At 44.4% G+C, this 18,964-nt stretch carries 15 protein-coding genes; all 15 read right to left on the reverse strand.

Annotated elements, in window-relative coordinates; translation table 11 throughout:
• Window positions 1-11: 11 nt before the first annotated feature.
• The 15 genes from NSQ66_RS24230 to clpP all read right to left on the reverse strand — a co-directional run bounded on the left by NSQ66_RS24230 (window position 12) and on the right by clpP (window position 18,587).
• A complete protein-coding gene (locus tag NSQ66_RS24230) occupies window positions 12-1,037 on the reverse strand; it encodes a copper amine oxidase N-terminal domain-containing protein (protein ID WP_076142037.1) in 1,026 nt (341 codons plus the stop codon).
• A 2-nt stretch (window positions 1,038-1,039) separates the two neighbouring features.
• Window positions 1,040-1,705, reverse strand: coding sequence for a hypothetical protein (locus NSQ66_RS24235; protein WP_076142036.1), 666 nt, complete (start codon window positions 1,703-1,705; stop codon window positions 1,040-1,042).
• 25 nt (window positions 1,706-1,730) lie between these two features.
• Window positions 1,731-3,563 (reverse strand): nucleoside-diphosphate sugar epimerase/dehydratase, encoded by a 1,833-nt coding sequence (locus tag NSQ66_RS24240; RefSeq protein WP_076142035.1) that lies wholly within the window; start codon window positions 3,561-3,563, stop codon window positions 1,731-1,733.
• Window positions 3,564-3,604: 41 nt separating this feature from the next.
• The gene (locus NSQ66_RS24245; protein WP_036685074.1) at window positions 3,605-4,291 is read right to left on the reverse strand and encodes a CpsD/CapB family tyrosine-protein kinase; all 687 of its coding nucleotides are present in this window, start codon (window positions 4,289-4,291) and stop codon (window positions 3,605-3,607) included.
• A complete protein-coding gene (locus tag NSQ66_RS24250) occupies window positions 4,272-5,051 on the reverse strand; it encodes a Wzz/FepE/Etk N-terminal domain-containing protein (RefSeq protein ID WP_036685072.1) in 780 nt (259 codons plus the stop codon). Before NSQ66_RS24250 ends, NSQ66_RS24245 begins: the two co-directional genes overlap by 20 nt.
• 119 nt (window positions 5,052-5,170) lie before the next feature.
• Window positions 5,171-7,156, reverse strand: coding sequence for an S-layer homology domain-containing protein (locus tag NSQ66_RS24255; protein ID WP_141118588.1), 1,986 nt, complete (start codon window positions 7,154-7,156; stop codon window positions 5,171-5,173).
• A gap of 141 nt (window positions 7,157-7,297) precedes the next feature.
• Window positions 7,298-8,080: a CpsB/CapC family capsule biosynthesis tyrosine phosphatase gene (locus NSQ66_RS24260; protein ID WP_076142033.1), complete on the reverse strand. Its 783-nt coding sequence runs from the start codon at window positions 8,078-8,080 to the stop codon at window positions 7,298-7,300.
• A gap of 104 nt (window positions 8,081-8,184) precedes the next feature.
• Window positions 8,185-8,853 carry a ribosome biogenesis GTP-binding protein YihA/YsxC gene (gene yihA / locus NSQ66_RS24265; RefSeq protein ID WP_036685063.1) on the reverse strand — a complete coding sequence of 223 codons (669 nt, stop codon included), beginning with the start codon at window positions 8,851-8,853 and terminating at the stop codon, window positions 8,185-8,187.
• A gap of 12 nt (window positions 8,854-8,865) precedes the next feature.
• Window positions 8,866-11,229 (reverse strand): endopeptidase La, encoded by a 2,364-nt coding sequence (gene lon, locus NSQ66_RS24270; RefSeq protein ID WP_076099438.1) that lies wholly within the window; start codon window positions 11,227-11,229, stop codon window positions 8,866-8,868.
• A gap of 234 nt (window positions 11,230-11,463) precedes the next feature.
• Window positions 11,464-13,173 (reverse strand): ATP-dependent protease LonB, encoded by a 1,710-nt coding sequence (gene lonB, locus NSQ66_RS24275; RefSeq protein ID WP_076142032.1) that lies wholly within the window; start codon window positions 13,171-13,173, stop codon window positions 11,464-11,466.
• Window positions 13,174-14,534: 1,361 nt separating this feature from the next.
• Complete coding sequence (locus NSQ66_RS24280; RefSeq protein ID WP_339279439.1) at window positions 14,535-14,705, reverse strand: hypothetical protein; 171 nt, start codon at window positions 14,703-14,705, stop codon at window positions 14,535-14,537.
• A complete protein-coding gene (locus NSQ66_RS24285) occupies window positions 14,683-15,354 on the reverse strand; it encodes a BlaI/MecI/CopY family transcriptional regulator (RefSeq protein WP_076296947.1) in 672 nt (223 codons plus the stop codon). The genes NSQ66_RS24280 and NSQ66_RS24285 overlap by 23 nt, the downstream gene beginning before the upstream one ends.
• Before the next feature lie 133 nt (window positions 15,355-15,487).
• The gene (ispG, locus tag NSQ66_RS24290) at window positions 15,488-16,615 is read right to left on the reverse strand and encodes a flavodoxin-dependent (E)-4-hydroxy-3-methylbut-2-enyl-diphosphate synthase (protein ID WP_036685055.1); all 1,128 of its coding nucleotides are present in this window, start codon (window positions 16,613-16,615) and stop codon (window positions 15,488-15,490) included.
• 112 nt (window positions 16,616-16,727) lie between these two features.
• Window positions 16,728-17,984 (reverse strand): ATP-dependent protease ATP-binding subunit ClpX, encoded by a 1,257-nt coding sequence (clpX, locus tag NSQ66_RS24295; protein ID WP_036685052.1) that lies wholly within the window; start codon window positions 17,982-17,984, stop codon window positions 16,728-16,730.
• A 12-nt stretch (window positions 17,985-17,996) separates the two neighbouring features.
• Complete coding sequence (gene clpP / locus NSQ66_RS24300; protein ID WP_036685049.1) at window positions 17,997-18,587, reverse strand: ATP-dependent Clp endopeptidase proteolytic subunit ClpP; 591 nt, start codon at window positions 18,585-18,587, stop codon at window positions 17,997-17,999.
• Window positions 18,588-18,964 lie beyond the last annotated feature (377 nt).

The following is an 18,964-nucleotide window of genomic DNA, read 5'->3' on the forward strand; positions in this document are numbered from 1 at the left end:
TTACTGCTCTCTTAATTCGCCATCTTCCCAGCTATATCTTTACCCGCCTGAAGCTGTGCTTCAAATTCACTTTTATATTGACTAATAATCTCCGTACTATAGCCATTGCTGTTCAGTTTTTGTTCAGTGTCAGCAACTATACTATTGAAACTAGCAGTAAATGAGGCAAGTTGTTGCAACCCTTTTTCTTTAATACTTTTCTTACTCGCTTCATCTGTCGCTCCAAGATACTCAAACCCAATACTCATTAATGTCGATTGACTTTGATTTTTAAGCGCCGTAAGCTTAGCTTCTGTGTCACTAGTGATAGTTTCATATGAAACCTTTCCAGTTCCTGCAGAACCACCACCTTGTGCACCTGTTGTATCCGTTGGCGCTGGTGTCGCTACTGGAGATGGGCCCTTGCCATTGTCATTGTTTGTCGATCCATTAGTGGTTTGTTCCTGATAAGCCTTGGAAGCTGCAGTAATGGTCTTCGTCTTCTGATCCCAGCTAATGTTATGACCTACAGATTCCGATAAAAAACGTAGAGGCACATATAAGGAACCATTCAGGATGAAGCTAGATTGACCTGTAGGCAAAGCCTTGGTTGCATCGTTAAATACATAACTTGCCTTAACTTGATTGAGGACAATATTCTTCGCTGCTGCTGAAGTACTATTCCCGTTCTTTGCATTCATTAGATATTCTTTAATCACAACTAGCTCTGAGCTGCTAGGCTCTGCTACGGTAACTTTAACGTTTTTAGCATCCCAAGCTACGCTCTTCTGTAAAGCATATGACATAAACCGTAATGGAACATAAGTTGTATTGTTGTACATGAATACATACTGACCTGCGGGTGGCTGAATACTCACACCGTCAAAAATCAAATTCACGTTCATACTTTGTACTTTAATCGTATTAGTTGCAGCCTTAGGCGTTGCACTTGGTACTGCCGCTGCTGATACTGATATAGGTGCTGATGCTGTTAAGGGTGCTAAACCAATTGAAGCAATTAACGATAAAGCCACGACTGATAATGTTGCTTTAGACATATTTATTCACTTCCCTTTTCTTTCGCTTTTAATTGTTCTTCTTCAGCAATGATTTGGTCATGTGTTTTCCCTTGACTGACTCCGTACTTCTTAGCAATCTGAGAAAGCTCATTGTACTGCTCTGTGGATACTTTACCTAGGATGATACTGCGCGCCTCACGCTTCTCCTCAGTCGTTAAGCCACCCTTTGCCAAATCTTTAAGACGATTAATATCGGATACGCTAAGTTGACCAAGAACAATAGAAGCAACATCTGCTTTATCCTTAATCGTTACATTTTCTTGAATTTGCTTAGCTTTATCTGTGGAGACCTGTGCTGTGTAACCATCTGAAGAGCCATCTTTTTGATCTGATGATGGAGCTTTGGTCGGTTCAGCAGATTTATCATTGTTTCCTTGATTACTACTTCCCTTGTCATTTGCTGGTGGAGTAGTAGGCACCGCGGACTCTACAGGATCGACATTACTATCATCAACTGTATCATTTGGCGCTGTTCCGTGATCCTGACCACCACCAACATTATCCTCAGACTCCAGATCAAAACCATCTACCATTGAATTCATCAGCTTATCGACAGCATAATTCGCGGCGAACAAACCGCCAACACCCAATACTACAATAACTGACAGCGTCCATAAAAGGATCTTTTTCCATCGTTTGTTGAACACTTATATATCCCCCTTTATGAATTAGTTAGCTAATAGCGACTTGGGCAACGGGCTGCATCGGTACAATCTGATTGATTATTTCGCGTATAATTTCTGGTTCCTCAGCGAGAACACGTTCCAAACGTTTAAACTCCAGCTCTAACTGATTTAGACTTATTACATTAGGTCTACCAATGAAAATTCTTCCATGATCTGTAGAACCTAGATTTTCTTCATCTGTAAGCAACTCTTCATATAACTTCTCACCCTCACGAATACCGGAGAAATGAATATCAATGTCCTTATAGGGTTCATATCCAGAGAGAGTAATTAAGTCTTCCGCCAACGTTAGAATCTTAACCGGCTCTCCCATATCCAGAATGAACACTTCTCCGCCTTTGGCGAAAGAACCAGATTGGATGACAAGCTGAACAGCTTCCGGAATCGTCATGAAATAACGCACCATTTCTGGATGAGTGACAGTCACTGGCCCTCCGGCAGCGATCTGCTGCTTAAAGGCTGGAATCACACTGCCACGACTGCCAAGAACATTCCCAAAACGCACAGCAGAGAACTTTGTTTGACTTGTGGTGTGCAGGCTCTGCACATACATTTCCGCAATCCGTTTAGTGGCACCCATTACACTGGTTGGGTTAACCGCCTTATCAGAAGAGATCATTACGAATCTCTCGGCACCATATTTATCTGCACAATCCGCAACATTTTTGGTGCCAAAAACATTATTTTTAATGGCTTCCGAAGGATTACGCTCCATTAAAGGAACGTGTTTATGTGCTGCTGCGTGAAAGACCACATGCGGTCTATGGCCACTGAATACATCCATCATCCGACTGCGATCCTGCACATCTGCTATCACGGTTACAATGTTCAACTCCGGAAAACTCTTACGAAGCTCCATTTCAATTGTGTAAATACTGTTCTCACCGTGTCCAAGTAACATTAGCTTGTCCGGACCAAAAGGAGCAATCTGCCGGCATAACTCTGAACCAATAGAGCCCCCAGCCCCCGTAACTAGCACCGTCTTATGATGTACATAACCTAAAATACTGTTCAAATCAGCTACGATCGGTTCACGACCTAATAAATCTTCTACACTAACATCCCGAAGTTTCTTAACTGATATTTTTCCAGCGATCAGATCATTAAGAGCCGGTATAATCTTCAGCTTTGCTCCAGTCTTTTTGGCAAGATTAATAATTTCAGAAATCTCAGTACGTGAAACAGAGGGCATGGCGATGATTATCTCATGAATTTCTCTTTCTTTCACAATAGCTGGGATTGCATAACGATTTCCAATTACAGGAACACCCATAATGTACATATGGTATTTATTCGCATTATCATCAATGAAACCGACTAATTTGGTATGCGCAAAAGAGGGTCCCATCATTTCCCGAGCAATTAATATCCCACAATCACCAGCACCTACAATTAGTGTATGGGTCTTAGTGTCTTTGTAATTGATTCGATCATTATGAAGTACTCTCCACAAAAATCGGACTCCACCTACTAATAAAAGAATAGTCTCCATCGACCGAACTTCTATGGCAAGAGGTACTCTATCCGGCAAAATTAGATACGCCAGTGCAAATGAAAATAAAGACCCCACTACAATAGCTTTAGAAACCGATATAATTTCACCGATACTGGCATATTGCCACATTCTTCGGTAAAGACCGAAGTATATAAGGCTTCCACCAAATGCAAATGTTGCAATCAAACCAAATTGCAGCATCTGTACAACGTATTCCTGAAGAGCATGGTTAGGGTACCGAAACAAATAAGATGTCACAATACTGAACCAAATGATCGCAAGATCAATGAAGAATAAAAGAATCACTCTAGATTTCGCTGTCATTTTCAGTGCCTCCAAAAATAACATTTTTAATTATGAATAAATCAATTTCCATAGTAGTAGTAATAGTACCCTTCACTAGCTTTACGTTTTACATTATTGAGAACAACGCCGAGCATTTTTGCACCTACACGATCTAGATTAGCTTTAGCTTTTACTGCGATATCGCGTTTTACCTTACCATAGCTGACAACCATAATAACGCCATCACTCTTCGAGGCCACAATTTGTGCATCCGTAACCGCTAATAATGGTGGAGTATCAATAAGAATGACATCATACCGCTGACGCAAGTCCTGTAAAAGAGTGCTCATCCGATTAGATGCCATCATTTCCGCCGGGTTGGGCGGGATTGGTCCAGAGGTCATGATTGAAAGATTATTAACACCGGAGTCTTGGACAGTGTCCTCAAGAACTGCCTGTTGAGACAGTAGGGAGGATAAACCAAAACGGTTGCTTAGTGTAAAAGTCTTATGTGCCGTCGGCTTCCGCAAATCGGCGTCAATCAACAATACTCTTTTATCTGCTTGTGCATAAGCTGCCGCCAGGTTAGCAGATACCGTAGATTTACCTTCTTCCGGTCCGGATGAAGTGACCATAATCACTTGAATAGTCTGATCTACAGAAGAAAAATCAATATTCGTGCGCAATGCGCGAAACGCTTCAGAGACAGGAGAGCGTGGGTTCGTAACGGTGATCAGATGGCGTTGTTTATTTGGAAGCTGTGACATGTTCGAGGTCCCCCGCCTTTCTGGATGATTGTTTCTGTGTTTGTGCGGCACCTTGCTTGCTTTCATCTTGACCCAATCTAGTAATCATAGCTATGGTAGGCAAACCAAGATACTTCTCAATATCAGCTTCTGTCTTCAGGGTGTCATCCATATATTCCAGCAGGAAGGCAATCCCTAACCCAATCATCAAAGAGACGATAAAAGCAATAGCCATGTTCAGTAAAACATTTGGTTCTACCGGCCGTGGCTCAACAGTTGGATTCACTTTAGCTTCATTCAGAATCGATACATTTTCCACATTAAATAGACTTGGAATTTCTTCCTTGAACACAAGTGAAATGGCATTCACGATTTCAGCAGCCCGCTGATAAGAATTATCTCGAACGACAAGTGTCATCACCTGCGTATTATTTACGGAACTCACATTAACCTTTTTTAATAGCTCTTCCGCAGTGATATTGAATTGCGGATAATCCTTTGTAACAATATCAAGGATGGCCGGAGTCTTAATAATTTCCTTATACGTATTAATTAATTGAATATTGGTATTAATCTGGTTTAAATCAAGCTGCCCCACCGCTGACTGCGTTGGTGTTTGGTTAACGATAATCTTCGTGGATGCCTCATATACCGGGTTTTTAATATACAGACTATATACACCAGCAATACCGCACACCAATACAACTATGCTGAAAATGAGCCATAGTCTCTTCCTGACGATCTGAAAATAATCGCGAAGATCCAATTCTTGTGATGACAAGTGAAATTACCCCCAAGCTATTTCTGAAATATTTCGATGCCTGTTCAAATCTTCCCTATTTGCAAAAAAATCGCCTCCTCTCACCTGCATGAGAGGAGGCTGTATACTATAAGTTTTATTTACTTGAAGTTAATAGTACGGTAGATAATTACTGCTGCTTCAGCACGGGTAGCTGTATCGTTCGGGTTGAACTTGCCAGCATTTCCGATAACCAGGTTGTGGCTTGCTGCAAACGCTACGCCATCTCTTAGGGATGCACTGATCTTAGCAGCATCAGAGAATTTGCTGATTGCAGTAGAATCGGTTTTTGCATCAGGATTGATAGATTTCAACGCACGGGAGATCATTGTTGCCATTTCTGCACGTGTAATAGTTGCATTAGGATCAAATTTGGCCGCACTGCGTCCAGTAATAATCCCTTTTTCTGCTGCAACTGCTACATATGGTGCATACCAAGCAGTTGAACTTACATCGCTAAAGCTTTGTACAGCAGAGTTGTTTTCCAGGTTAAGCGCACGAATCAGCATTTTGGAGAACTCAGCACGAGTTACGTTGCTCTTCGGTGCAAATTTACCCACTCCGACTCCTTCAATCGCACCTTTAGCAGCTACGACTTGAATTTGTCTACCAGCCCATGCTTGTACAGCAGCAATATCATTAAAGGAGACTTTATTCTCAAGTACTGCGTAAGAAGAGAATGTATCACGTGGTTCTACGATGAAATCTCCATCAAGAACTCCACCTTGGAATTGCAGGTCGCCGTATACAAGTTTACCAACGGAAAGCAATTCTTTATCAAGACCATCAGTATTCTTAAGTGGCAATTTGATAGTAATTGGTTGTTTAAATGTGCTTTGTGCTACACCGTTCACACTAAGTGTGAATTCGTACACATCCGAAGCCAATTTCAGCTTGGTAACGGAAGTTACAACTTCTGGTTTAGCAGTAGTTACTGTCAATGAAATCGCTGTGCTGAATTGGCTTACAGGAATCGTTACAGTTACACCGTTGAAAGTAACGGCGATATTCGCAATACCTTTAGCTTTTGCAGCTTCAATAATAGCTTGGGAAAGTGGAACTTCAACTGTAGTAGCGTTTACTGTTCCCAGATTCAGGGTCAAAGTAAGACCAGTTTTACCAGGGTTCGCTGCAACCAGTTTATCAAATTCTTTAATTACATCAGCATCAACCAATTTCAAGGTTGCTTTACCGTCAACAATGCTTACGAGCTTAGATACGTCATAGATTCCTGGAGTTTGAACAGGAGCTACAGGCGTTGTAACACTTCCATTCCCGCTTCCACTACTACCATTACCATTGCCGTTGCCATTACCGTTGCCATTATCGCCTAATCCGTAGGCTTTAATATAAGCAAATGCAAGTGATTTCGCCGCAGGTTTCGCGGATTTAATATTATTGTTCAAGTTTTTCAGTGTTTCTTTCACATCACTAGCAGTAACTCCAAGCTTGTCCAACGCTTGACTTACTGTGAGTGCTCCTGTTCCTGTTGTATGGCTCAATACTTTCGCAATAGCTTCATTCAGCAAAGTATCGTAACCGGATTCGGATGTGAGAATTGCCAACAAATCTGAAGTGGACTTGCTGCTTACCAGATCACGAAGTTCTGTTTCAATACTGCTCAAGAATTCAGCAACACTATCAACTGTAAGTCCAGACACACCCGCTTTAGTTGCAATTTTGCTCACCAAAGCAATGTTTTTGTCATCGTTACGGATCACTTGGATTCCGGAGAAATCATTGCCATAGACGTCGTAGACTACACTAGTAACGCTTTGGAACAATTTAAGTGATGTTTTTGTTTCTTCTCCATCCAGTGAAAGCTTGTTCAGAACTGGAGCAAAAATTTCTGTAAACTCTTTCTCACTCAGTGCTGCAACCTCAGTCTTCAAATTGTAGAGATAAACTGCATCTGTTGCGGTCAATTGTTTGTAAACAGCAAGAACCTTATCCTTAACTGCTGTACTGCTACTAACTGTAGCCGCAGATGCTGTGCCTACTGCTCCAAGGCTTCCCAACGGAAGACCCGCTACGGATGCTGCTACCATACTTGCTGCTAATGTTGATACTACTAGTTTCTTTTTCAAAGTCACTAAATATCCACCTCTTCTTATGTATTAAAATACTGTACTACCATAGACCTAGAACAATTCGCCCAAATGCTACGCTATTACGAATAGCATTAAATCACCCAATAAAACCCATTCTACCACTATAAGGTAGATTAGTCAGCCCTTTCGGAAAAAAAATCCAAACAATTTTTGTCGGTTTCTCCTTGTTTGTACGTGTTTTCCATGAATAACCTCGCCATTGGTCATAATTTGCTGAGCATTACCGCGAACATAGTCACGCAGCTCAGGGCCTAATTCTTTCTCCATAACCACATAAGCAGCGTTTAATCCAAAAGGACGATGAACACTGTCATGTGCATCAGAGGCCAACACATGTACTGCATTTCTACGGCATAGCTCCAGCGACAATTTCTGTAGCTTATTCCCGAAAACGCCTGCAAGACTCTGTGCGGTTACCTGCCCAAGTGATCCTAGCTCTATCAATCTCTCTAGTTTAGAAGGATCAGCAGCTATTTCAGCATTGCGCTCCGGATGGGCGATGACCGGAACGAACCCTTGAATGATCAGCTCGTGGCAGATTTCTTCCATGTTACGTGGTACTCGTGAAGAAGGCATTTCCAGTAAAATATACCGCGAATCTGCAAGACTCAGCAGTTCCCCCCGCTCCAGATCATTCAGAAGCTCCCCGTAGATACGGATCTCTTGACCTGGAAGAACAAGCAGTGGATTACCAGCCTGACGAAGTCTCTCATTCATCAACTCCACAGCTTCTTTAATCTTGGGGGCGTTATTCATATATTGACCGTTGGCATGATGTGGCGTGGCGATGACTGAAGTAATCCCTTCTCTGTGGGCGTCTTGCGCCATGGCAAGAGCAGCTTCCCAATCAGAGGCTCCGTCATCCAAAAAGGGTAAGATGTGGCAGTGAATATCTATCATATGTTATCTATCGGTCCTTTTCCATAGAAATTTTAGTTTTATCAACAAAAAAATACAACCATTCCCACCAGGAATGGTTGCTTGATTGTAAATGAGTTCATATCTTACGCTTCGGTTGACTCCTCTTGCTGAGATTCATTTGCTATCATTTCAGCATCCTCTGAATCCGGAGATTCATTCTCAGAAGGGCGAATATACCCATCAATTAAGCCCCAAAGCTCGTCTTTGCCGAGACCAATTTCCGAGGAGAATGGAATAAAATTATCCCCTGGCAGCACGCCCAGCTCCTGCTTCATGGTCTTGATATGCTTTTGCCAGCGTGTCTTCGGAATTTTATCCGCTTTGGTCGCTACAACACACATAGGAAGATCATAATGCTTCAACCAGTCGAACATCATCTTATCATTGCTGGTAGGCGAATGCCGCAGGTCCACAATAAGCAGAACAAGCTTTAACGTATCGCGCTCAGAGAGGTATTTCTCAACCATTTTGCCCCATACGGCGCGTTGCGTCTTGGAAACCTTGGCATACCCGTAACCTGGAAAGTCAACAAAATACATGCTGTCTTCATTGATACGGTAATAGTTCATGTGTTGTGTCTTACCAGGCGTGGAGCTTGTCCGAGCCAGATTCTTACGGTTAATCATTCGGTTAATGAGGGAGGACTTCCCCACATTGGAACGTCCTGCCAGAGCAACCTCTGGCAAGGAATCATCAGGGTACTGATCAGGGCCAACGGCACTGATAATAAATTCGGCAATATTAACTTTCATAGGACTTCCTTTCTAATGCACACTACTCGGTGGCTCACTGCTAATTTCATTATGATGCTCAACTAACGCATGATGCAAGACCTGATCCATATTAGATACCGGTACGAACTCAACATCATTACGTACGCTCTCAGGAATATCTTTCAAATCCCGTTCATTGTCTTTGGGAAGAAGGATCTTTTTATATCCAGCTCGGTGAGCGGCAAGAGATTTCTCTTTCAATCCACCAATTGGCAGTACACGTCCCCGCAAGGTGATTTCACCTGTCATCGCCACATCCTTGGAAACATAACGTTTCGTGAGCGCGGAGATCAATGCGGTTGCAATCGTAATCCCTGCAGACGGACCATCCTTCGGAATTGCACCTTCCGGGATATGGATATGAATATCAATCTTCTCATAAAAATCGGGCTGGAGCCCCAGCTCCTCCGCCTTCGAACGAGTATAGCTGAATGCGGCTTGTGCCGACTCCTTCATTACATCGCCCAGCTGTCCAGTAAGAGTTAGTTTACCTGTTCCCTGCACAACCGTAACTTCGATCAGCAATGTATCCCCACCGACCTCAGTCCAAGCTAGCCCAGTGACGGTACCAATCTGATCTTCAAGCTCGGCCATACCGTAACGATATTTGGAAGCCCCAAGATAATCCTTGATGTCGTCAGGAAGAATGATCACTTTCTCTTTTTCCTCAGACACGATTTGTTTCGCAGCTTTGCGGCATAATGCTGCAATCTGCTGCTCCAAATTACGCACACCGGATTCACGGGTATATTCGCGGACAATGCGTAATAAGCTATCGTCTTCGATAATCAGTTGATCTTCTGCAAGACCGTGGTTTTTCTTCTGCTTAGGCAACAGATAACGGCTGCCGATTTGAAGTTTCTCCAGTTCCGTATAACCTGGAATGAACAGCATTTCCATCCGGTCCAGCAATGGACGCGGAATATTATGCACTACGTTCGCTGTTGTTACAAACATTACGTTCGACAAGTCGAACGGCAGTTCTACAAAATGATCACTAAACGTGTTGTTTTGTTCTGGATCCAGCACCTCAAGCAGCGCTGAAGATGGATCTCCACGGAAATCTGCAGCCATCTTATCGATTTCATCCAATAGGATAACCGGATTAATCGTACCCGCCGTCTTCATGCCTTGGATAATCCGACCCGGCATCGCACCTACATAAGTCCGGCGATGACCTCGAATCTCCGCCTCATCACGTACACCGCCTAACGAGATACGGACGAACTTGCGGTTGAGCGAACGGGCGATGGAACGAGCCAGTGAGGTTTTGCCCACACCTGGAGGACCTACAAGACATAGAATAGGACCCTTAAGCTTCTTAACCAGCTGCTGAACGGCCAAATATTCCAATACCCGTTCCTTTGGTTTTTCCAAACCGTAGTGATCCTCATCAAGTACCTGCTCGGCCTTTTTGATGTCAAGATCATCCTCTGTCTGTTCACTCCAAGGGAGACTGAGCAGCCAATCTACATAGTTGCGAATGACGCCGCCTTCCGCAGAGCTGACTGGCATTTTTTCCAGACGATCGATTTCTTTCTCCATCTTTTCTTTCACGCGTTCTGGAACATTTTTCTCTTCCATTAGCGTCCGCAGCTCTTCCGCTTCTCCTACCCGGCCTTCCTTCTCGCCGAGCTCTTTCTGGATCGCTTTCATTTGCTCACGCAAATAATATTCCTTCTGCGTCTTTTCCATTTGTTTTTTGACACGTTGATTGATCTTACGTTCAAGCTCCAGTACTTCACGCTCATTATTAAGAATATCAAGAAGCTTCTCCAACCGTTTACTAACATCAATCGTCTCAAGAATTTCTTGCTTATCCTTAATTTTTAGCGATAAATGACTCGTAATGACATCCGCAAGTCGACCAGGCTCTTCTATATCGGATACAGCAGCGAGGGTCTCTGGGGTCACTTTTTTGGATAACGTAATATAGTGTTCGAACTGATTGAGTACTGTACGCATCAGCGCGTCACATTCTTGATCGCTATCTACATCTTCCGGCAGCTCACGCGCCATAACCTCATAGTACTCATCATTATCGATATAATTAATAATTTCGGCCCGTTCTACACCTTCAACCAGTACACGTATCGTACCGTTTGGAAGCTTCAACATTTGCCGCACATTGGCGACAGTACCGACCCGAAAAATATCGTCCTGACCTGGCTCTTCAATATTCACTTCCGACTGGGAACAAAGAAGAATCAAATTATCTTCAACCATAGCTTTCTCTAACGCCCGAACTGACTTCTCACGGCCCACATCCAAGTGAAGAACCATGCTTGGGTACACAAGAAGCCCTCTTAGCGGCAATAAAGGAAAACGACGACCTTTTGTTTTATTTGTCATCATCGCTTTCGCACCTCCCATGGCTCTCAATTAATCTCATATGCATTCATTCTAACAAAAGCAGCCCCAAAACACCAACAGAGTCCTTAGATTTCAAGAAGAACCGACTTGCTTTTCCTTAAATAGAGACAACGTTTCTTGTAGCATTTAAAAAGGAAGCAGCAGAATTGCCTGCAGCCTCCTTTATTTTACAGCGACAAATCTCACCTTATTCTTCGAATTAGGGATCAATTTAGTTTAACCCTTTGCAGATTCACCAGCGGCATCGGCCTTTAGGAGTGAAGGTGCTGCAGAGAACAGCTCTCCTGCAACTGCAGGCAGCCTTACATCTGCTGTATCGGCACCGAACAGGTGACGGAACACCTCTTCTACTGTTTCCATTGGAATAACGCGTAATGGCGCAAGGTCAGCGAAGAGAGACTGCCAGTTTTCTTTTGGAATAAGCACTGTAGTGGCTCCAGCTTGAAAAGCAGCTTCCACTTTGGCAATTACACCACCCACTGGCTTGACTCGTCCATGGATGCCTATCTCACCTGTGATCGCTACAGTGTTATCCACGGGAAGTCCACGAATAGCAGATACGATTGCTACTGCCATCGCCACCCCTGCCGAAGGTCCGTCAATCGGTGTACCACCTGGGAAATTCACATGTAGATCATAACGATCGGGCTCCAGATTCATCGTACGTAGTACAGTCAATACATTCTCAACCGAACCCTTTGCCATACTTTTTCGCCGAATCGTGCGGGCTCCTCCACCGATCTCTTCTTCATCCACCACACCTGTCACGTTCAGTCTGCCCTGGCCGTTCACAGCAGGCGCTGCGGAAACTTCGATTTCGAGCAGAGTACCCATCCCTGGCCCATACACGGCAAGACCGTTAACTAATCCAATCTGCGGTGCCGAAGGAATCTTGCGTTCCGTACGCAGCGGAAGCTGGCTGCTGCCCGCTACCCATTCCACATCAGCAGCATTTAGTGTATCTCTCTGTTCAGTTAAAGCTAATCCGGCAGCCAGTTGAATCATATTAACTGCTTCCCGGCCGTTGGTTGCATACTGCTGCACCACAGTGACAGCTTCCGGACTTGGTTTAAGCCCGATTTTCTGTATCGCGTCACGCGCGATGACGGCAATCTCATCCGGCAGCAGCGGGCGGAAATAAATCTCCATGCAGCGCGAACGCAGCGCAGGTGAAATCTCATCCGGAGAGCGCGTAGTAGCGCCAACTAGCCGGAAATCAGCAGGCAATCCATTTTGAAAAATATCATGAATATAAGCCGGAGTATTATTATCCTCCGAATTATAATAAGCGCTCTCTAGCAGGACCTTCCGGTCCTCAAGCACTTTAAGCAGCTTATTCATCTGAATGGGGTGAAGCTCTCCTATCTCATCCAGAAAAAGAATCCCGCCATGCGCCTTAGTCACCGCGCCCGGTTTCGGCTGTGGCACCCCCGCCACCCCCATGGCTCCTGCACCCTGATAAATAGGATCATGCACGGATCCGATCAACGGGTCAGCAATACCACGCTCATCAAAACGAGCGGTTGTGGCATCAATCTCTGTGAATTTAGCGTCACTTTTAAAAGGAGAAAGCACATTCTTTTTCGCCTCTTCCATGACAACACGCGCTGCCGCAGTCTTGCCGACTCCCGGCGGACCATAAATAATCACATGCTGCGGATTAGCGCTACAAAGTGCAGCTTTCAGGGCGCGCAGCCCATCTTTTTGCCCGACAATATCTCCAATAGAAGCCGGACGTGTTTTCTCCGACAATGGTTTAGTTAATGTAATCATCCGCATTTTCCGTAACTTGTCCAGTTCCTTGCGCGACTCTCGTTCCACCGCTGTCTTATTTGTCTTCTGACCCCGCAGCAGATTCCAAAAGTATACGCCGATAACCAGCGCGAAAAAGAGCTGCACGATCATCACAACTATACTTAATTCCATAGGTCATCCTCCTGTTTCGTTCAGTCTACCTTTCCACCCTTGGCTACTATTAGGTAGTATAGCCGTTTCGGTAATTAGTAAACGCGAATTTGAGGATTTGTTGAATTGTTGCAGTAGGATAGACTCTGATAATTAACTATAAGGGCAATAATGAGTGTGGGGAGTGCAAATGTAGCTTATGTAAATTTTAAAAAGGAGATTGTTGAGGTGGTTAGAAAGGAGATTGGAGAAGAAGGAATGCGGAGGAGTGCGGAAGCAAAGGAGGGATGAAGAGGAATGCGGAGAAATGCGGAAAATCGCGGAGAAATACGGGAGAGATTAGTGGAAAGGGAATTTGAGGAACTGTGGTGATATGTCGAGCCGTTGAACTTAGTAACTGAGGATCGTGATCGATGCTATGTAGGGTGAGGAACCTAATTCTGCGACTTTACAGCTAAGGGTGAGGAAGTTGGGAGTTTCCTGTAGATGTTAGTTAGTTGAGTTCGTCGAGGTACTTTTAGAAGCTGAGTTACTCTAGAAACTGAGTCAACTGGGACGGTGAGCTACTTCTAGAGGTTGAGTCAGCTGGGAATGGTGAGCTACTTCTAGAGACTAAGTCAGCTGGGCACGGTGAGTTACTTCTAGAGGCTAAGTCAGCTGGGCACGGTGAGTTACTTCTAGAGGCTAAGTCAGCTGGGCACCGTGAGTTACTTCTAGAGGCTAAGTCAGCTGGGCACGGTGAGCTACTTCTAGAGGCTGAGTCAGCTGGGCACGGTGAGTTACTTCTAGAGGCTAAGTCAGCTGGGCACGGTGAGTTACTTCTAAGACGCAGAGTTAACTTAGTTTGCTGAACGTATGAGTTTGTATCTTCTATGTTCGTAGAAACAACCTATTTAGTACAAAATCTAAGTATCATTGGTACCCAGCCAAATAATTAGGGAAATACTCCCTATTTATCAGTAATTCACGACCTTTCAACTGCTAATTAGGGAAATCCTCCCTGATTATCGGTCAAATCACACATAAATGAGGGAAATGCTCCTTTTATTAGGGAGTTTTTCCCTAAAAAGCTTGATTTCGAGCCATAATCGGCTTATTTCAGGGAGAATTTCCCTAATTGTTGGGTTTCAATTCATAACCGATTTCACATCAAGCTCCTTCACATACCTTCTTTTCAAATTCCCACCTTCAGCAAAAGTCATGGCCAAAATTGTTACGCCTATATGATCAGTCCCATCAAACTACTTCAGCTACACCTGCTCCATCAGCCACTTTTACTACTTTATCCATTTCAACATTAGCTACGTCATCTACACCAGTTACATCAGCTACAATAGCACCAACAACTCCATAAGTTCCACCAGATACATCAATTACATAGGCTAAACTGTTACATTAATTACTCCTACATAAACTACTTCAATAATATAGCCTCCATCAGCCATTAGCCACCAGCCACCAGCCACCAGCCACCAACCACCAGCCACCAGCCACCAGCCACCAGCCACCAGCCACCAGCCTTTACAATTATCAATCCCAGTAATAAAGAACATCACGAGCCAGCTTATACTCAACATTTTTGACGCCTATCCCCCTTCTTATAGGGGTTAGCCAGCCTTTTTCACAGAGATTCTTTAGCATCATGCGTACTGTTTTGGGATCTAGCGTGAAATAATCAGCGACTTCTTTAGGGCGTATCACCCCAGCTTGACGCACCACTAAACGCATGATTTCCTTCTCAGCGATTAGCAGTCTGTCACGTGGCGCATCTAAAATTTGGTAGCGGCTTAACGCCAAACGCAGCAGTGTAACACATAACTCAGGGCGCTGTTCAACATCATCATAGGCAAATGAAATTACTTGATAACCCATTCCGTACAGAAAAGTTTCACGATTTAGCTCATTACAATACTTCAGCCTATCCATGTCTCTTACATGAGCTGCATACCCTTTAATCTCAAACAAGAGCTTGATCGGCCCCGGCAAAAAAGCAAAATCAGCAAAATAAGCCCGTCTCTGTAAATCCAGCACCTCATACTCCGGATGAAGATCATTGAAGTCACCACGAAGCGGCCACCAGACGTTCTGCAAAAATAATTTTTCTGCGTGGCCATGACCTCTCTCCAGCCTCCCCCGCCGTTCGCCCGTTCTGTTTGCAAGATGATGCGCAATAAATTTTTCATGGGCTTGTTCATAGTTCATGTTTACTCATCCCTTCCTCCAAAATAAGAATAAACGCAAAAAAAACGCCCCATGGGCCCCGGATTTACCGGAGCTGCACAGGGCGTTCTTCGCCACGTATTATTAACGAATTATATATTCGTAAAAGACCAAGTTACTTCGACTGCACCGGAGGTGCAAGGTTAGCGTGGGCGCGGCCTGGGATTTCGCCCGTTGCCTCGTAAGCCACCACGATCGCATCAATTTCCTTTTTCAGCTCGTTCACGAGTTCAGCTTCAGGCACTTTACGGATCATTTGTCCGTAACGGAAAAGCAAACCTTCCCCACGAGCGCCAGCAATACCGATATCTGCTTCACGTGCCTCACCAGGACCATTAACAGCACAGCCAAGGACAGAAACTTTAATAGGCACCTTAAGCTTCGAAATATATTCTTCCACCTCATTAGCGATGGAGAAAAGATCGATATCCAGTCGTCCGCAAGTCGGACAAGAGATCAGCGTCGCCGCGTTAGAGATCAGACCAAACGTCTTCAGCAGCTCACGCGCCACCTTAACCTCTTCAACCGGATCGGCACTAAGCGAGATACGCAGGGTGCTGCCGATGCCCATAGAGAGCAGTGCACCGATACCAGCGGAGCTTTTCACTGTACCCGCAAACAATGTGCCGGATTCTGTAATCCCCAAGTGTAGCGGATAAGGAATGACTTCCGCAGCCTGACGATAAGCTTCGATGGCCATTGGCACATCTGATGCTTTTAGAGAGACGATAATGTCGTGGAAATCCAGTTCCTCCAGAATACCAATATGGTATAACGCACTTTCTACCATGGCTTCTGGGGTTGGGTATCCGTATTTCTCCAAAAGGTGATTCTCCAAAGAACCAGCATTTACACCAATACGAATCGGAATCCCTTTTTCTTTACATGCTTTAACTACCGCTTCTACCTTTTCGCGGCGACCAATGTTCCCCGGATTAATCCGTACCTTATCGATGCCGTTCTCAATAGCCATCAACGCTAGCTTATAGTTGAAATGAATATCCGCTACGAGTGGGATATGAATCTGTTTCTTGATCTCCTTGATTGCGGCAGCCGCCTCTTCATTGTTGACAGTTACGCGTACCAGCTGGCAGCCTGCTTCCTCAAGCCGCAATATTTCAGCTACAGTAGCCTCCACATCAGCGGTTTTGGTTGTACACATGCTTTGAATCGCAACCTCGTTGTTTCCCCCAATAATGAGCCCGCCAACATTGACAGGACGGGTTTGGTGTCTCAAGAACATGATTTTTCTCCCCCATAACGCCAAAGCTCCACCCCTTCGCTCCCGCTAATGTGAAGCGGGATAAGCGGAAGAAAGGTGGAGACTGTGACATGTATTGTTAAGGAAAAGCGGCTTACGCGCTTTCCTCTTTCTTCTTGTCTTTCTTAAGGTTGAGCTCAGGCAAAGCTTTCTCCTGAACGACCTGTTCCGTGATCACACAATCTTTAATATCATCGCGTGAAGGAACTTCATACATCACATCGAGCATGATGCTCTCAATAATCGCGCGCAGTCCACGGGCTCCCGTATTACGTTTGATCGCTTCCTTGGCAATTGCTTCGAGTGCCAATGGTTCGAATTTCAACGCTACGTTGTCCATTTCCAGTAGCTTGATATATTGCTTAGTGAGAGCATTTTTAGGCTCGGAAAGGATACGGACAAGCGTATTCTCATCAAGCGGCTCTAAAGTCGAGATGACTGGCAGACGGCCTACAAATTCAGGAATAAGACCGAATTTGAGCAAATCTTCAGGCAATACCATCGACAAATATTCGCCAGGCTTTAGATCCTTTTGTCCTTCAACTGCTGCGTTGAAGCCAATGATTTTTTTACCGATACGGCGTTTAATCATTTGCTCCAGACCGTCAAAGGCACCGCCAACGATGAACAGGATGTTCGTCGTGTCGATCTGAATAAACTCCTGGTGAGGGTGCTTACGTCCGCCCTGCGGAGGCACAGAAGCAACAGTTCCTTCCAGAATCTTCAGAAGCGCCTGCTGTACACCTTCGCCGGAAACGTCACGAGTTATGGACGGATTCTCGGATTTACGTGCTACTTTATCAATTTCATCAATATAGATAATGCCGCGTTCGGCTTTCTCCACATCGTAATCTGCAGCTTGAATGAGTTTGAGCAGAATGTTCTCAACATCCTCGCCGACATAACCAGCTTCCGTCAGGGAAGTAGCGTCTGCAATAGCAAAAGGAACGTTGATAATCTTCGCCATCGTTTGTGCTAACAAGGTTTTACCAGAACCTGTTGGACCAAGCAAAAGGATATTACTCTTCGTCAGTTCAACATCTTCGATCTTGCTTTGGCTGTTCACACGCTTGTAGTGGTTATATACCGCTACAGAAAGAGATTTCTTCGCTTGCTCTTGACCGATTACATATTGATCCAAAATATCGCGAATTTCCTTTGGTTTTGGAATATCCTTCAGATCAAGCTCTTCCTCATGACCGAGCTCTTCTTCCACAATTTCCGTGCAAAGCTCGATACATTCGTCACATATATAAACGCCCGGTCCTGCTACAAGCTTACGAACCTGCTCTTGTGATTTACCGCAAAAAGAACATTTCAATTGCCCTTTTTCATCATTAAATTTAAACATCTAACCACCCCTTTAAGATTTCATCGGTGAAGAAAGAACTTGGTCAATAAGCCCGTATTCCTTGGCTTCTTCCGCGCTCATGAAGTTATCGCGGTCTGTGTCCCGTTCGATTTTTTCAAGGGGCTGACCTGTGCGATCTACATAGATTTGATTCAGCTTCTGTTTCGTCTTAAGGATCCAGTCAGTGTGAATCCAAATATCAGACGCTTGACCCTGAACACCGCCGAGCGGTTGATGAATCATAACTTCGCTGTTGGTCAGCGCATATCTTTTGCCCGGAGCCCCAGCTGTTAGAAGGAGCGATCCCATGCTTGCTGCCATCCCTACACAAATGGTTGAAACATCCGGTTTGATATATTGCATCGTATCGTATATACCCATGCCGGCTGTTACTGAACCACCGGGTGAGTTGAGGTACAAGTGAATGTCCTTCTCGGGATCATCTGCTGCCAAAAACAGCAATTGAGCAATAACCAGATTGGCGACATCATCGTCAATCGCACTGCTTAAGAAAATGATGCGATCCTTGAGCAATCTGGAATAGATATCGTATGAACGTTCTCCACGACTTGTTGATTCCACAACCATTGGTACCAGACTCATGCCACCAACCTCTTTTCTCTGTACAGATTAGTCTTATCGTTTCAGAAATATTTTAACACGTTCAAGGCGCGATGTCATTTTTTCACTACAGTCGACTGTCTGCTGCTTGTGATTTGTGACGTTACTACCCCTATTACCTTATTGCCATACGTTCATACGGATACCTATGTAGTCACATATATTTGCGGCCGAGGATAAAAATAAGGCACGTAACGAAACTTACGTGCCTTATCATATCTGTATGGAGGCCGTGTAACTTGGCCGTTCTAGGTAGTGTCAAGCTAAAACGCCTTCGGCGTCCTTTTGAGGACGGTAAGCGTTTATGCGAGAATTATAAGAATAAAGTATAAAGTGAAACTTATACCTTCTTATAATTT

This window comes from Paenibacillus sp. FSL H3-0329 (assembly GCF_037963285.1).
GTDB classification, from domain to species: domain Bacteria; phylum Bacillota; class Bacilli; order Paenibacillales; family Paenibacillaceae; genus Paenibacillus_AQ; species Paenibacillus_AQ odorifer.

Bases quoted from the DNA above. Each gene is read 5' to 3' on its own strand.
- NSQ66_RS24230 (WP_076142037.1), bottom strand. From the start codon at position 1,037: ATGTCTAAAGCAACATTATCAGTCGTGGCTTTATCGTTAATTGCTTCA.
- NSQ66_RS24240 (WP_076142035.1), bottom strand. From the start codon at position 3,563: ATGACAGCGAAATCTAGAGTGATTCTTTTATTCTTCATTGATCTTGCG.
- NSQ66_RS24245 (WP_036685074.1), bottom strand. From the start codon at position 4,291: ATGTCACAGCTTCCAAATAAACAACGCCATCTGATCACCGTTACGAAC.
- NSQ66_RS24260 (WP_076142033.1), bottom strand. From the start codon at position 8,080: ATGATAGATATTCACTGCCACATCTTACCCTTTTTGGATGACGGAGCC.
- yihA (WP_036685063.1), bottom strand. From the start codon at position 8,853: ATGAAAGTTAATATTGCCGAATTTATTATCAGTGCCGTTGGCCCTGAT.
- lon (WP_076099438.1), bottom strand. From the start codon at position 11,229: ATGATGACAAATAAAACAAAAGGTCGTCGTTTTCCTTTATTGCCGCTA.
- lonB (WP_076142032.1), bottom strand. From the start codon at position 13,173: ATGGAATTAAGTATAGTTGTGATGATCGTGCAGCTCTTTTTCGCGCTG.
- NSQ66_RS24280 (WP_339279439.1), bottom strand. From the start codon at position 14,705: ATGTTCTTTATTACTGGGATTGATAATTGTAAAGGCTGGTGGCTGGTG.
- NSQ66_RS24285 (WP_076296947.1), bottom strand. From the start codon at position 15,354: ATGAACTATGAACAAGCCCATGAAAAATTTATTGCGCATCATCTTGCA.
- ispG (WP_036685055.1), bottom strand. From the start codon at position 16,615: ATGTTCTTGAGACACCAAACCCGTCCTGTCAATGTTGGCGGGCTCATT.
- clpX (WP_036685052.1), bottom strand. From the start codon at position 17,984: ATGTTTAAATTTAATGATGAAAAAGGGCAATTGAAATGTTCTTTTTGC.
- clpP (WP_036685049.1), bottom strand. From the start codon at position 18,587: ATGAGTCTGGTACCAATGGTTGTGGAATCAACAAGTCGTGGAGAACGT.